The organism is Acidovorax sp. (genome assembly GCF_046294525.1).
GTDB lineage: Bacteria > Pseudomonadota > Gammaproteobacteria > Burkholderiales > Burkholderiaceae_C > Acidovorax.
Map to the genome: position 1 here is coordinate 1 of NZ_JBKBKQ010000031.1, position 13,130 is coordinate 13,130.

Below are 13,130 nucleotides of genomic sequence, written 5' to 3' on the forward strand. Positions count from 1 at the left end.
GCGGCTCAAAGCACGCGGTTTATGAGCTGACTTTCAGGATACGGAAGCTGCCGCGAGAAATGCGCATGTGCCAGCTGGGCGGTGGTCGAACGCAGGGGAGTATTTCAGCAGCCTGTTAGGGTTGTTTGGCCTCTCTCCAGCAACTCCGATGGATGCATCAAAAGCAGCGTTCGATAAGGCGGCTAGTGCTGTCAGGAGTACCGTCCAGCCAATGACAGATTATGCGAAATCCGTAATCGGAAAAGCGAAGGAAGGTCTGCAAGGAGGGGTCGGTGCAGGAGGCACTGTGGCCGCCGGTGTAGGGGTCTCTGTGCAAGTAGGTACTGCAAGTGACGTTCACGGGAATAATTTCGTAACGCATACCGGGTGCATCTTAGCAGGGCCTATCGTTGCAGTTGCAGGAAATGTTGGATATTCCGTCGGCACAGGAAAAGTTACTCCGGGTGATGTGGGTTATTCTCTTAGTGGTGTTGGCAATGCGGCCGTCGGTTTAGGGGGACGTGCGGAGGTCGGTATTGCTAGCGACGGCGGCATCTCTGTGCAAGGTGGCCCCACCATTGGTGGCGCTCTGGGAGGTGCTGTTGAAATATGTGCCCAGAAAGTTACAGATATTTGCTCAAAATAAAAAACTTTAGACTCTTTGTTGTGTGTGGAGTTTTATATGTTGCACATCTGATTGATGCGGCATATTTTGGATACTTTGGTAATCTATTTATTTATTTATTTGTTTTTTTGTTTCGCTATTGTTTATATAATTACGGTCTTTAGATTTTTGTGGGAAAAGTGGTCTGATAGAAAATGATTTTAGATTTAATACTTTTAAATGCGCAAACTGTCCGAGGCTGCCATTGGGTGGGACGCCTTCCTAAGAGGGGATTGCTAAAGGCGATGATTGTTGGTGACCAAATTCACGAATCCGTAATCGGAGGGCGGCACTATTATTTTTTTGTATTGATGCTGCTGATTGCATTGAACTGGGAGTTGGATTTTTCGCGAATGGTCATAATCATTGCGGTCTCCCTGTTGTTGATGATTATTCTGTTGACAAATCGGATGATTTCTTCGTTTGGTATTGGTTGGGTGGGTATTATTCATATGATATCGATCATGGGAATAATCGGGGTGTATGATTATTTCTCTTTGGAACATGGCAGGTTGAATTTTGCATTGAACTTTGCTGCTGGATTTTCTTGTGCCTTGTCTTGCTATGGAAGTTACTTCGCAATGCGAGATAAAAGGTGATCTAATTTTGTGCCGGTAGGGGGTCGGTTGCGCCTGGTGTTGGGAAGAGGTCAATAGCCTCGGTCCGGGCACTCATAAAGCTTCCCTATGCAGAGCCAACCACTCCCGCGCCGCCGCCACCTCCATCGGCACCGCCACCACATGCCCCTGGATCTGCTCACAGCCCAACCCCCGCAGCAACTCAACCTGCGCCTCCGTCTCCACTCCCTCCGCCACGGTCTTCAGCTGCAGACTCCGCGCCATCTGGATGATGGCGGCGACGATGGCCACGTCATCAGCGTTGTCTGGGGTGTCCATCACAAAAGACCGGTCGATCTTGAGCTTGTCGATGGGGTAGCGTTTCAGGTATGCCAGCGATGAGTACCCCGTCCCGAAGTCGTCTACCGAGATCCCAACACCCAGCGCCTTGAGGGCGTTCAGGGTATCCAGTGTCTGGCCGGTCTGGTGCATCAGCACGGACTCTGTCAGCTCAATTTCGAGGTACTGCGGCGCCAGGCCGGTGTCGTGCAGGACGGCGGCAATCTCGGCGGCGACGTCGCGCTGCCGGAACTCCAGGGCAGAAAGGTTGATGGCCACCGGCACCATGGCCAAGCCTTCGTCCTGCCAGGCTTTGAGCTGGCGGCAGGCTTCGCGCAGCACCCAGCGGCCGATGGGCGTGATCAGGCCGCGCGATTCCGAGAAGGTGATGAACTCGTCGGGGCCGACCAGGCCGCGTTCGGGGTGGCGCCAGCGCACCAGGGCTTCCAGGCCTTGCAGGGCGCCGTCGGCCAGGCACACCTGGGGCTGGTAGTGCAGCTCGAAGGCGTCGGTCGCAATGGCTTCGCGCAGCAGGCGTTCGTGGCGCAGTACGTCCAGGGCGCTGGCGTCCATGCTGGGGTCGTAGAACTGGCGGTTGCCGCGGCCGCTTTCCTTGGCGTGGTGCATGGCGGCGTCTGCACAGCGCAGCAGGTGGTCCGCGCTGTGGCCGTGTTCGGGGTACAGCGCGATGCCGATGGAGGGCGAGATGGTGAGCGGCAACTGGTCGATGGTGAACACGCCGTGCATGGCGGCCAGTAGCTTGTCGGCGACCACGGCGGCGTCTTCTGCGCTGCTCACGTCGGTGAGCACCACCACAAACTCGTCTCCGCCCAGCCGCGCCACCACATCGGCATCGCGAACGCCGCTGCGCAGGCGCTCGGCCACGTTGCACAGCAGCTGGTCGCCCGCGTGGTGGCCCAGCGAATCGTTCACGGTCTTGAAATGGTCCAGATTCACAAACAGCACCGCTGTGCGGCCGTGGCGCCTGCGGGCCAGCGACAGCACCTGCGAAAGCTGCTCCATCAGGAAGTGCCGGTTGGGCAGCTGTGTCAGGCTGTCGTGCAGGGCGATGAAGGCCTCGCGCTCTTGCGCCTGCTTCCGCGCGGTGATGTCGCGCACCACCACGATGCGGTAGTCCGCATGGTGCAGCGGCATGGTCTTGCCGACGACCTCCACGGGGATGGGGCGGCCGTCCTTGTGGCGAATGGTGACTTCGTACGGGTCTTCGCGGCCGCTGCGGGTGTAATCCAGGGCCGTCGCACGCCACTCGGGGCTGATGTAGTTGAAGATGGACTGCCCCAGCACCTCCTGCAATGCATACCCCGTGAGCCGGGTCAGAGCCTCGTTGCCGTCCGTGATGAGGCCGTCACGATGGAACACGATGGCTTCGTCCGTGGCTTCGGTGAACTTGCGCATGCGCTCTTCGCTCTGGCGCACCGTGCGCTCGGCGCGCCAGCGCTCAGTGATGTCGGTGATGAGCACGAAGGAGCCCAGTTGCCGGGGTGTGGCGGCGCCATCCTCAAAGTGCGGGATCAGGTTCACCTCGATCATGCGCAGCTCGCCATTGGGCAGGGTTTGTTCGCGCGTGTACTTGACGTGTTCGCCACGTGCGCTGCGCTCCACATGGGGCTGGATGCTGGCCCAGGCCTTGTCGCCGATGGCCTGCTGCACGGTAAGGCCCAGGATGGACTGGGTGCTGTGCCCGTTGTAGGCCGCATAGCCCTGGTTGGCAAACTTGCAGCACAGGCCGGGCAGGTCGTAGTACGCCATCAATGCGGGCACCGAATCGGCGATCAGGCGCAGCAAAGAGTCGCTGGCGCCACCGGGCCCGGCGTTGCTGGCTGCTGCGTTGGTTAAATCTGGCATGTCCCACCCGGTGCTTGGACCGTGCTGGCGGGCTCCATGCACCGCAGAGGGCGCCAGCAGGTGTATCCGGTTATAGCCGATCCGCCTTACGGAGTAGTAAGGGAATTGCCCGGGTGTCCCGCGCACGTGCAGCGCGGTGCAGGGCGAAGCGACCGGCCCGGGATAATCCCGTCCCATGACCTCCAAAGAAAACCAAGCCCGCACTGACTTCAGCGCGCTGGCCCTCAGCCCCGCCATGCTGGCCAACCTGCACCAGCTGGGCTATATGCAAATGACGCCCATCCAGGCGGCCAGCCTGCCACCCGCGCTGCTGGGCAAGGACCTGATCGCCCAGGCCAGCACCGGCAGCGGCAAGACGGCCGCGTTTGCGCTGGCGCTGCTGGCCAACCTCAACCCCCGCCGTTTTGCGGTGCAGGCTCTGGTGCTGTGCCCCACGCGCGAGCTGGCCGACCAGGTGACCACCGAGATCCGCCGCCTGGCGCGGGCCGAAGAGAACATCAAGGTCGTGACCCTGTGCGGCGGCGTGCCGCTGCGCGGCCAGATGCTGAGCCTGGAGCATGGCGCACACATCGTGGTGGGCACGCCCGGCCGGGTGATGGACCACCTGGAGCGCCAGCACCTCACGCTGGAAGCGCTCAACACCCTGGTGCTGGACGAAGCCGACCGCATGCTCGACATGGGCTTCTTCGACGACATCGTGACCGTGGCGCGCCAATGCCCCAAAGAGCGCCAGACCCTGCTGTTCTCGGCCACCTACCCCGAAGGCATTGCCAAGCTCAGCGCGCAGTTCATGAAGAACCCGCAGCAGATCACCGTGCAGGCGCAGCATGCCGAAGGCAAGATCGAGCAGCGCTGGTACGAGGTGAAGAACAGCGAGCGCCTGCACGCCGTGTCGCAGCTGCTCAACCACTTCCGGCCCGATTCGTCCATTGCGTTCTGCAACACCAAGCAGCAGTGCCGCGACCTGGTGGGCGTGCTGCAGGCGCAGGGTTTCAGCGCGCTGGCGCTGTTTGGCGAGCTGGAGCAGCGCGAGCGCGACCAGGTGCTGGTGCAGTTTGCCAACAAGAGTTGCTCGGTGCTGGTGGCCACCGATGTGGCCGCGCGCGGGCTGGACATTGCGAACCTGGCCGCCGTGATCAACGTGGACGTGACGCCCGACCCCGAGGTGCACATCCACCGCATCGGCCGCACCGGCCGGGGCGATGCCGAGGGCCTGGCGCTGAACCTGGCCAGCCTGGACGAGATGGGCCACGTGGGCAAGATCGAGCAGCTGCAGGGCCGCGAGTCGCGCTGGTTCCCGATTGCCGAACTCACGCCCACCGGCAGCGGCCCGCTGGTGCCGCCCATGGTCACCCTCCAGATCATCGGCGGCCGCAAGGAGAAGATCCGCGCGGGCGACGTGCTGGGCGCGCTGACCGGCGACATGGGTTACACCCGTGAGCAGGTGGGCAAGATCAATGTGAACGACTTCTCCACCTACGTGGCGGTGGATCGCGCGATTGGCGCCCAGGCCGTGCAGCGTCTGAACCAGGGGCGGGTCAAGGGCAAGACCGTGAAGGCGCGTCTGGTGACGGGATACCAGGAATTTGAATGAAATTGGGCTTTAGCGCTTGTTTGTAAAGCGCTAGCAGCTATCAATTTGATACTGACGAGTGATGCTGTGCAGCGCGAAGGGCGCGCCATTGGGGAGTGTCGGGTTACGCCCCTTGGGCTAACCAGACCCACGGTTGGAGGTCAAAAACGCCTGTAGCGCTTATGTAAAAAGCGCTGCCAGCTATGGCTTGTGCAGCGCAGGGACGTAGGTCGGGTTAGCGCAGCGTAACCTGACACCTCATCCAAGACCCCCAGAGCCTCATTGCACTGCCCCCGCCGCCTGCAGCATCTGCACCATCTCGCCGTAATCCCGTTGCCGTGCGAGCTGCAGCGGCGTGTTGCCTTGCCGGTCGGTCAACCGGGTGCTAGCCCCCGCCTGCAGCAGCGCCTGCAGCGTGGCTTGGTGGCGCGGGCCGCCGTTGCCCAGCACGATGGACTCGATGAGCGCCGTCCAGTGCAGGTTGTTCACATGGTCCAGCGGCGCCCCGGCCGCGATCAGCTGGCGCACCACGCCGTCGTGGCCCAGGTGGGCGGCGGCGATCAGGGCCGTGCCGTCGTAGCGGCTAGTCACCTGTTTGGCGCTGGCGCCCATTTGCAGCAGCAGGCGCAGCGTGGCCTCGTCGTCGGCCACGGCGGCGATGGTCACGGCGTCGTAACGGTCGTTCTCCAGCGCGTTCAGGTCGGCCCCGGCCTGGGCGAGGGCGCGGATGGCGTCGGCCCGCCGGGCAAAGGTGGCCACATGCAGCGGCGTGCGGCCATAGCCATCACGGGCATTCAGGTCGGCCTTTGTTGTGATCAGCCTGTTCAGCGCAGGCATGTCGCCGCGCGCTGCCGCGGCATGCAGGCCCTGGTAGGCCGCTGTCTCGGTTGCCGTTGGCGGCACCTGGGCAAGGGCGGGCGCCGTGCAGGCCAGCGCGGCCACAAGTGCGAATACAAGGTTCGAGTACTTCATGGTGCCTCCAAGGCGTGCATTGCCAGTAGGGCGGCAAAGATTACTTCAGCAAGTCCTGCACCTTGGCGATGCCCGCCACGGCGCATTGCTCGTCCAGGTGGCCGCCGGGTGCACCGCCCACGCCCACGGCGCCGATCACTTCGTTACCCACCTTCACCGGCACGCCGCCGCCCAGCAGCAGGTAGCCGGGGATGTTGACCAGGTTGGCCGCTGCGGGGTTCTTCTGTGCGCCTTCCATCATGGCCAGCGTGGTGTTCTTGGCCGATGCCGAGGTGTAGGCCTTGAGGCGGCTGGCTTCCAGCGTGTGGGGGCCAGCGTTGTCGGCGCGGTGCACGGCGCGCACGGTGCCGGCGCGGTCCACCACGGTGGCGGTGACGTTGTAGCCGTTGGCGGTGCAGGTGGACACGGTCTGGGCGGCGATCTGCGTGGCCAGGTCCAGCGAGATGTTCTTTTCGGTGCGCACGCCTTCGGCGCTGGCAGCGGTGGCGATCAGGGACAGGGTGAGGGCGGCGGTGGATGCGAGGCGGTTTTGCATGGTGTTCTCCGGTGTTTTGGTGTCGGTGCCACCCTTTGTGGCGCCGTGGGAGAACTGTAAAAATTGCCGCCGTTTTCAGCCATTCGTGCGGCTACGCGCGGGCCTCCGTAGAACTACGGAAGGCCTTGAAAACTTTGTCAGGACGACGCATCCACCAGCGCCGCATACCGCCGTATCAACTGCGCCAGCGACTCCGCCCCCAGCTTGGCAAACAGATTGGCGCGGTGTGTTTCCACGGTGCGCGGCGACAGCTCCAGCGCGCGGCCGATTTCCTTGTTGGTCAGCCCCTCCACGATCAGCCCCAGCACCTCGCGCTCGCGGGCCGAGAGCTGCGCAAAACGCTCGCGCGCCTGCTGGTCGGCCTGGTGGCGCTCGCGCGATCGCACATGCTGGCGCACTGCGTTTTGCAGGGCCTCGATCAGCACTTCGTCGTCCACCGGCTTTTCCAGGAACTCGGCCGCACCGGTCTTGAACGCGCGGCGGCACATCTCCACCGTGCCGTGGCCGGTGAGCAAAATCACGGGCTGGTCCACGCCCTGGGCCAGCAGCTGCTCCAGCACCGTCAGGCCGCTGATGCCGGGCATGCGCACATCGAGCACGATGGCGCCGATGCTGGCGCGGTCAAACCCCGCCATGAACGACTGCGGGTCGGCCCAGGCCTGCACGCGCAGGCCCACGGTGCTGATGAGCAGTGAGAGGCCGTCACGCACGGCGGCATCGTCGTCCACCAGGTGGATGAGCGGCGAGAGCGAAGACGACGACGAAGAGGGCGCGGGGGCGGCGGTATCGGTCATGGGCGGGCGATGGGCAGCGTCAGAACAAACTCGGCGCCCCGGCCTTCTTCGCCAACAAGCTCCGGCCCCAGGGTCAGCTGGGCGCCCATCGCCTGGGCCAGGCTTTCGCACAACGTGAGGCCCAGGCCGAGCCCACCGCTGCGCGTGGTGAAAAAGGGCTCGAACAGGCGCTGGCGGGCTTCGGGCGGGACGCCCGGGCCGTGGTCGCGCACGGACAGGGCCACGTGGTCTGTGCCCGCAGGCTGCATGCGGATGCGCAGGCGGCGCTCGGACGGGGGCACCTGTTCCAGCGCCTGCAGTGCGTTCATCAGCAGGTTGTGCACGATCTGCTGCAGGGCCACGGGCTCGGCCAGCACGCTGGGCAGGTCGGCGGCGGCAGACACCTCGGGCGCCACGTCGCGCTGTGCCAGCTCGGGCTCCAGCAGGTGCAGCGCGTCGTGCACCGCCGTGGGCAGTGCCAGGGGCTGGGCCTGGCCAGCCAGGTCGGGGCGCTCCACCAGGCGGCGCAGGCGGCCCACCACGGTGGATGCGCGGCGCGCCTGCTCCACGGCGCGGGCCATGGCGGTCTGGGCGGTGTCGATCTCTGGCGGGTCGTCGGCCAGCAGGCGCTGCGCGGCCTGGGTGCTGGACAGCAGGGCTGTGAGCGGCTGGTTCAGCTCGTGCGCCATGCCTGCAGCCAGCTCGCCGAGCGTGTTGAGGCGGGCCACCTGGCCCAGGCGCAGCAGCTCCTCGGCGCGCTGCCGTGCCACGCGCTGGCGCCACAGGGCGTGGCCAGTGGCCCACAGCGCGGCCGTCAGCAGGCACCAGCCCAGCATGCTCCACCAGGGCAGCTCGTGCAGGCCCACGCTGCGCTGCGCCACCACATCCAGCGGCTGGCTGGCTGCAGCCAGGTGTTTGTGAAATGCGTAGGTTCGCGCCCAGGCGCCCGTCTGCGTACGGCCGGGCTGCACGACAAAAGCCTCCGCGTCCTGCTCCAGTGTCACGCGCACGGGGCTGCTTGTCAGGTCCATGGGCCACTCGTCGGTAGGGATGGTGGCGCGCAGGTCGATGTGGAGCGCATAACTGGCGGGCGCGCCGGCCAGCACCAGGTAGTAACGCCCGGCCGGCAGGTTGAGCGCCGCCATGGCCGCATGGCCCGTGCGGCGCGACGTGGCCTCGGCGGCGGCCAGTTCATCGCGCAGGGCGGCGGGCCAGTCGGCCTGCGCTGTGCGCTGCAGCACGGCCAGGATCTGCGGGTACACCGAGGGCAGGCGGGGCAGGGGCGATGCGGCCGTGGCGCTGGCGCCGCCCGCCGCAGCGGCCGGCTGCAGCAGCGCGAGCGTGGCCATGATGGCGTCGTGCTGCACCACCCGCTGGCTCAGTAGCCGGTGCACGATGCGTGCGTCGGTCTCAAACGCCGCGTGCAGCTGCTGCAGGCGGTCCACGGCCAGCCAGCCGGCGCCCGCGCAGGCTACCAGCACCCACAGCAGCAGGCTGCGCAGCGGGAGCGTGGGGATGGCACGGCGCCAAGCGGGTAGGGGCATGGGCGGATTCTGGCATGGGCATTGGGCACGCCGGGGGGCGTGCCAGGGCAGGGGGCCAACCCGCGCAGCGCGGGCCTCTGGTGTAATTCAGGCCTGCTTCGCACTTCTCCATGACTGTCTTGCCTCCCCCTTTGCACCCCTGGTTCACGCCGCGCAATCTGCTGTGGGCGTCGGTGGCTGTCGCGGTCATCACCATCACGCTCAAGACGCTGGCCTGGGTGGTCACGGGTTCGGTGGGGCTGCTGTCGGATGCGATGGAATCGTTTGTGAACCTGGCCAGTGCGGTGTTTGCGTTGGCCATGGTCACGGTCGCGCAGCGGCCGGCTGACGACGACCATCCCTACGGCCACCACAAGGCCGAGTATTTTTCGTCGGGCTTCGAGGGCGTCCTCATCGTGGGCGTGTCGCTGGGCATCCTGTGGGCCGCAGGGCACCGGTTGATGGAGCCGCAGCCGCTCACGCAAGTGGGCTGGGGCCTGGGCCTGTCGGTGGCCAGTTCGGCACTCAACGGGTTGCTGGCCTGGATCATGTTCCGCTCGGCGCGCGAGCACCGGTCCATTGCGCTGGAGGCGGATGCGCGGCACCTGGTCACCGATGTGTGGACCTCGGCGGGCGTGTTGGTGGGCATTGCGGGGGCGGCCCTCACCGGCTGGCTGTGGCTGGATGCGGTGGCGGCGATTGCCGTGGCGCTCAACATTCTGAAAGAGGGCGTGGAGCTGGTGTGGCGCTCGTCCCAGGGTCTCATGGATGCGGCCGTGGAGCCCGAAGTGCAGGCCACCATCGACGCCACGCTGCAGCAGTTTGTGGCCGCGCAGCCGCCGGGCGCCGTGCGCTTTGACCATGTCTCCACCCGCCGCGCGGGCCAGCGCCAGTTTGTGGACATGCACCTGCACATGCCAGCGCACTGGACGCTGCGCCACGCCGCCGAGCTGCGTGGCCAAGTGGAGCGCGCGCTGATGGCCGCGGTGCCTGGCCTGCGTGCCACCATCGAGCTGCTGCCCACCGACGTGGAGGCGCATTTTGACGACCGCCCGGACGTTCTCAAGGAAACAACGAAGTGATCAGTGTGTTGCAACGCGTGCGTGAAGCGCGGGTAGATGTGGACGGACAGACCGTGGGCGCCATCGGCCCCGGGCTGCTGGTGCTGGTGTGCGCCGAGCGCGGCGACACCGAAGCCGAGGCTGACCGGCTGCTGGCCAAGATCCTCAAGCTGCGCATCTTTTCAGACGCGGCAGGCAAGATGAACCAGAGCGTGCAGGATATCGGCGGCGGGCTGCTGCTGGTCAGCCAGTTCACCCTGGCGGCCGACACCGCCGGCGGCAACCGCCCCAGCTTCACCCAGGCGGCAGCGCCGGACGAGGGGCGACGCCTGTACGACTATGTGGTGGCCCAGGCTCGCAGCGTGCACCCCCGGGTGGCCACGGGCCAGTTTGCAGCCGACATGCAGGTGCACCTGGTCAACGACGGTCCGGTGACGATACCGCTGCGGATGGCTCCCGCAACGGCTTGAAAATCAAAATTAATAGCGGTGAGCGCTTGCTGGATAAGCGCTAGGGGCCGATTTGACTCTTATTTCTGGCTGGAGACCAGTGGCGACACCGGCAGCACCCGGAACGCCGTTGACGCCAGCGCCAGCCAGGCCGCAATGGCCAGCATGACGGCGGTGTGCGCATCCCACCCTTGCTGCTGCGCCCAGTGGGCAACAATGCCTGTGAACCACTGCATCAGCGCCACGCCCAGGAACATGGCCATGGTGTAGGCCGACAAGGCCCGGCCCGTGAGTGCGGGTGGGTAGGAGGCGCGCACGTCTGCGTACTGCAGCACGCCGTAGCCCGACAGCAGACCCATCAGCAGGATCAGCACCACGCTGGCCGCGGGGTGCACGCGCAGCAGCGCAAGAACAACAAACAGCCCTGCCATCAGCAGCGATGCATTGCCGATCCAGCGCCTGCGCCGGCCGGTGCCGGGGTCCAGCCGGCCCGCCAGGCCGGGCGCAAACAGCGCGATCAGCGACAGGCCCAGCGCCACGTTGCCGCTGTCCACCAGCGAGAGGTAGTAGCGGTCCATCAGCAGCGGCGCCAGCCACAGGCCGCGCAGCGACAAAAAGGCCGCGTAGCCCGACATGCCCAGCACCAGGATGCCCCAGGTGTGTGACACCGTCAGGAGCTGGCCGAAGCCCAGCAGCGCCTGGCCCCAGGTTTCGCGCTGGGCGGGCGGGGGCACTAACGGCGCGGGTTCGTGCACCCGCAGGTAGATCATCAGCCACGACAAGGCGCTCAGCACCGCCAGCACGGCATAGCCCGTGCGCCAGCCACCGCCGTGCTGCACCAGCCATGCCAGCGGCGTGCCCGTGAACAGCAGGCCCAGTCCGCCCACCCCCATGGCCACGCCCGAGAGGTAGGCAAACCGCTCTGCCGGAAAGTGCCGCGCGATGAACAGCGTGCAGGCCAGGAACGCTGGCGAGCATCCCACGCCGATCAGCAACTGGCCCGCCATCAGCCACGCATAGCCCGGCGCCGCAGCCGAGAGCGCGGCGCCCGCGATGGCCAATGGGAAAGCGGTAAGCACGGTGCGCCGCAGGCCCCACAAGTCCAGCCCCACACCCATCAGCAACTGGGCGACGCCAAACGACAGGCCGAACAGCCCTGCAAAGGCGCCGAGCGACTGGGGCGAGAGCCCGAAGTCCGCCGTCAGCCCCTGCGCCAGGATGGCCGTAGTGGTGCGAAAGGCCTGGCTCAGCGCAAAGCCGCTGAGCAGCGTCAGCAGCATGGCCCACAGCGCACGGGGCTGCGGGCGGTCTTTGCCCGCTGACGTGGGCTGCGGGGGCGGCGGTGGTGTGGTGCGGCTCACTGGCGCCAAAAGAAGACCGCCGCCATCACCAGGCCCGTGGCCACGATGCCCCAGCGCAGCACGGGCGCGGGCAGTTTGCGCGCCACCCGTGCGCCGCCGTAGCCGCCCGCGGTGGCGGCCACCATCATCACCAGTGCCTGCGGCCACAGCACGATGCCGCCCGCCGCGTAGATCGCCACCGCAATGGCGGTGAGCAGCGCAGAGACGAGATTCTTCATGCCGTTCATGGCGTTGAGCTGCGTCTGCCCGAGAAGGCCGAACAGTGCCAGCAGCAAGATGCCCAGCCCGCCGTTGAAGTACCCGCCATAGCCAGCGACCGCCAGCGTGCCCAGGGCGGCCTTCCAGGGCTTGGCGGCGCCCTGGGCCGATGCACCGGCCCAACGACGCAGTGCGGGGCCGAAGGCAAACATGGCGGTGGCCGCGAGCAGCAGCCAGGGCACCACCTTGCGGAAGGTAGCGTCGGGCGTGACGAGCAGCAACGCCGCCCCGGCCGAGCCGCCGATGAGTGCCAGCAGCACCACCGCGCGCAACGACAGGCCGGGCGGCGGCTGCATGTCTTCCCGAAAGCCCCAGGCGCCCGCCATATAGCCGGGAAGCAGCGCCACGGTGCCCGTGGCATTGGCCACCACCGGCGGCACGCCCGTGAAGACAAGCGCAGGCAGCGTGAGAAAACTGCCGCCGCCCGCGACGGCGTTGAGGGCGCCGGCCACGAAGGCGGCGGCAAGCAGCAGGGCGGTGTCGAACATGGGTCTCCAGAAGGCGATTGTTTTTGTGGGGCGGGACGTGCCGTGGGCGGGCCGGGGCCACCCGATGTTAGGCGCCCTGGGCCGCAGCACAGGTCGCGAAAGTGCCGCAGGTGGGAGAAGGTGCTGTGCGAAAAAAGTGTGCAATGCGCGGCGGGCGGCCCGCATTGCGCGGTGCGCGGTGCGCCGGGGCTTACACGCGCCGCTTGTCCAGCTTGCGGCTCAGGGTGCGGCGGTGCATGCCCAGGCGGCGCGCGGCTTCGGAGATGTTGAAGCCCGTCTCGGCCAGCACCTCGTGGATGCGCTCCCACTCCAGCGTCTTGATGGAGCTGGAGCGGTTGGTCAGCTCCACGTCGGCATTGCCTTCCATCAGGCCGAAGGCGGCCTCGATGTCGTCGGTGTTGGAGGGCTTGGCCAGGTAGTGCACGGCGCCCAGCTTCACGGCCTCCACCGCTGTGGCAATGCTGGCAAAACCGGTCAGCACCACGATGCGCATGGTGCTGCTGTGGGCGTGCAGGTGGCGCACGCAGGCCAGGCCCGAAGCCTCGCCCTTGAGCTTGAGGTCCACCACCGCGTAGTCCGGCGTGTGTTCATTCAGCAGCTCGCTCATCTGCACCATGCTCTCGGCGTGCAGCACCTTGTAGCCGCGCCGCTCGAACGAGCGCGCCAGCGTGCGCGCAAAGGCTTCGTCGTCCTCCACGATCATCAGCAGGCGTTGGGTGTCAGTGTCCATGG

General features: G+C 66.1%; 13 protein-coding genes. 5 read left to right on the forward strand and 8 right to left on the reverse strand.

Going from position 1 to position 13,130, the window contains the following annotated elements; all coding sequences use genetic code 11:
- The first annotated feature begins 148 nt into the window (after positions 1-148).
- Together ACK4HJ_RS20140 and ACK4HJ_RS20145 are read left to right on the forward strand one after the other, a co-directional pair.
- On the forward strand, positions 149-625 hold the full coding sequence (locus ACK4HJ_RS20140) for a hypothetical protein (protein WP_409834868.1): 477 nt from the start codon (positions 149-151) through the stop codon (positions 623-625).
- Between the two features lie 173 nt (positions 626-798).
- The gene (locus ACK4HJ_RS20145) at positions 799-1,242 is read left to right on the forward strand and encodes a hypothetical protein (RefSeq protein ID WP_409834870.1); all 444 of its coding nucleotides are present in this window, start codon (positions 799-801) and stop codon (positions 1,240-1,242) included.
- A 72-nt stretch (positions 1,243-1,314) separates the two neighbouring features.
- On the opposite strand, the gene ACK4HJ_RS20150 is transcribed toward ACK4HJ_RS20145, so the two are convergent.
- Complete coding sequence (locus ACK4HJ_RS20150; RefSeq protein ID WP_409834872.1) at positions 1,315-3,405, reverse strand: putative bifunctional diguanylate cyclase/phosphodiesterase; 2,091 nt, start codon at positions 3,403-3,405, stop codon at positions 1,315-1,317.
- Between the two features lie 175 nt (positions 3,406-3,580).
- On the opposite strand from ACK4HJ_RS20150, the gene dbpA reads away from it, so the two are divergent.
- Positions 3,581-4,999, forward strand: coding sequence for an ATP-dependent RNA helicase DbpA (dbpA, locus tag ACK4HJ_RS20155; RefSeq protein ID WP_409834874.1), 1,419 nt, complete (start codon positions 3,581-3,583; stop codon positions 4,997-4,999).
- A gap of 258 nt (positions 5,000-5,257) precedes the next feature.
- Here dbpA and ACK4HJ_RS20160 read toward each other — a convergent pair whose 3' ends face one another.
- The 4 genes from ACK4HJ_RS20160 to ACK4HJ_RS20175 form a co-directional block, all read right to left on the reverse strand.
- On the reverse strand, positions 5,258-5,950 hold the full coding sequence (locus tag ACK4HJ_RS20160) for an ankyrin repeat domain-containing protein (RefSeq protein WP_409834876.1): 693 nt from the start codon (positions 5,948-5,950) through the stop codon (positions 5,258-5,260).
- Positions 5,951-5,990: 40 nt separating this feature from the next.
- Positions 5,991-6,485 carry a GlcG/HbpS family heme-binding protein gene (locus ACK4HJ_RS20165; RefSeq protein WP_409834878.1) on the reverse strand — a complete coding sequence of 165 codons (495 nt, stop codon included), beginning with the start codon at positions 6,483-6,485 and terminating at the stop codon, positions 5,991-5,993.
- 137 nt (positions 6,486-6,622) lie between these two features.
- Positions 6,623-7,279: a response regulator transcription factor gene (locus tag ACK4HJ_RS20170; protein WP_409834880.1), complete on the reverse strand. Its 657-nt coding sequence runs from the start codon at positions 7,277-7,279 to the stop codon at positions 6,623-6,625.
- Positions 7,276-8,802 carry a sensor histidine kinase gene (locus ACK4HJ_RS20175; protein ID WP_409834882.1) on the reverse strand — a complete coding sequence of 509 codons (1,527 nt, stop codon included), beginning with the start codon at positions 8,800-8,802 and terminating at the stop codon, positions 7,276-7,278. Before ACK4HJ_RS20175 ends, ACK4HJ_RS20170 begins: the two co-directional genes overlap by 4 nt.
- Before the next feature lie 110 nt (positions 8,803-8,912).
- On the opposite strand from ACK4HJ_RS20175, the gene ACK4HJ_RS20180 reads away from it, so the two are divergent.
- A complete protein-coding gene (locus ACK4HJ_RS20180; RefSeq protein ID WP_409834884.1) occupies positions 8,913-9,863 on the forward strand; it encodes a cation diffusion facilitator family transporter in 951 nt (316 codons plus the stop codon).
- Positions 9,860-10,312, forward strand: a complete 453-nt coding sequence (gene dtd, locus ACK4HJ_RS20185; RefSeq protein WP_409834886.1) for a D-aminoacyl-tRNA deacylase — start codon at positions 9,860-9,862, stop codon at positions 10,310-10,312. The genes ACK4HJ_RS20180 and dtd overlap by 4 nt, the downstream gene beginning before the upstream one ends.
- A 59-nt stretch (positions 10,313-10,371) precedes the next feature.
- On the opposite strand, the gene ACK4HJ_RS20190 is transcribed toward dtd, so the two are convergent.
- The 3 genes from ACK4HJ_RS20190 to ACK4HJ_RS20200 form a co-directional block, all read right to left on the reverse strand.
- On the reverse strand, positions 10,372-11,652 hold the full coding sequence (locus tag ACK4HJ_RS20190) for an MFS transporter (protein WP_409834888.1): 1,281 nt from the start codon (positions 11,650-11,652) through the stop codon (positions 10,372-10,374).
- Positions 11,649-12,398, reverse strand: a complete 750-nt coding sequence (locus ACK4HJ_RS20195; RefSeq protein ID WP_409834890.1) for a sulfite exporter TauE/SafE family protein — start codon at positions 12,396-12,398, stop codon at positions 11,649-11,651. The genes ACK4HJ_RS20190 and ACK4HJ_RS20195 overlap by 4 nt, the downstream gene beginning before the upstream one ends.
- 190 nt (positions 12,399-12,588) lie before the next feature.
- The gene (locus ACK4HJ_RS20200; protein WP_409834892.1) at positions 12,589-13,128 is read right to left on the reverse strand and encodes a response regulator transcription factor; all 540 of its coding nucleotides are present in this window, start codon (positions 13,126-13,128) and stop codon (positions 12,589-12,591) included.
- Between the last annotated feature and the right edge of the window lie 2 nt (positions 13,129-13,130).

Excerpts from the sequence above, each read along its gene's own strand:
- ACK4HJ_RS20140 (WP_409834868.1), top strand. The coding sequence starts at position 149 with ATGGATGCATCAAAAGCAGCGTTCGATAAGGCGGCTAGTGCTGTCAGG.
- ACK4HJ_RS20145 (WP_409834870.1), top strand. The coding sequence starts at position 799 with ATGATTTTAGATTTAATACTTTTAAATGCGCAAACTGTCCGAGGCTGC.
- ACK4HJ_RS20150 (WP_409834872.1), bottom strand. The coding sequence starts at position 3,405 with ATGCCAGATTTAACCAACGCAGCAGCCAGCAACGCCGGGCCCGGTGGC.
- dbpA (WP_409834874.1), top strand. The coding sequence starts at position 3,581 with ATGACCTCCAAAGAAAACCAAGCCCGCACTGACTTCAGCGCGCTGGCC.
- ACK4HJ_RS20160 (WP_409834876.1), bottom strand. The coding sequence starts at position 5,950 with ATGAAGTACTCGAACCTTGTATTCGCACTTGTGGCCGCGCTGGCCTGC.
- ACK4HJ_RS20165 (WP_409834878.1), bottom strand. The coding sequence starts at position 6,485 with ATGCAAAACCGCCTCGCATCCACCGCCGCCCTCACCCTGTCCCTGATC.
- ACK4HJ_RS20170 (WP_409834880.1), bottom strand. The coding sequence starts at position 7,279 with ATGACCGATACCGCCGCCCCCGCGCCCTCTTCGTCGTCGTCTTCGCTC.
- ACK4HJ_RS20175 (WP_409834882.1), bottom strand. The coding sequence starts at position 8,802 with ATGCCCCTACCCGCTTGGCGCCGTGCCATCCCCACGCTCCCGCTGCGC.
- ACK4HJ_RS20180 (WP_409834884.1), top strand. The coding sequence starts at position 8,913 with ATGACTGTCTTGCCTCCCCCTTTGCACCCCTGGTTCACGCCGCGCAAT.
- ACK4HJ_RS20195 (WP_409834890.1), bottom strand. The coding sequence starts at position 12,398 with ATGTTCGACACCGCCCTGCTGCTTGCCGCCGCCTTCGTGGCCGGCGCC.
- ACK4HJ_RS20200 (WP_409834892.1), bottom strand. The coding sequence starts at position 13,128 with ATGGACACTGACACCCAACGCCTGCTGATGATCGTGGAGGACGACGAA.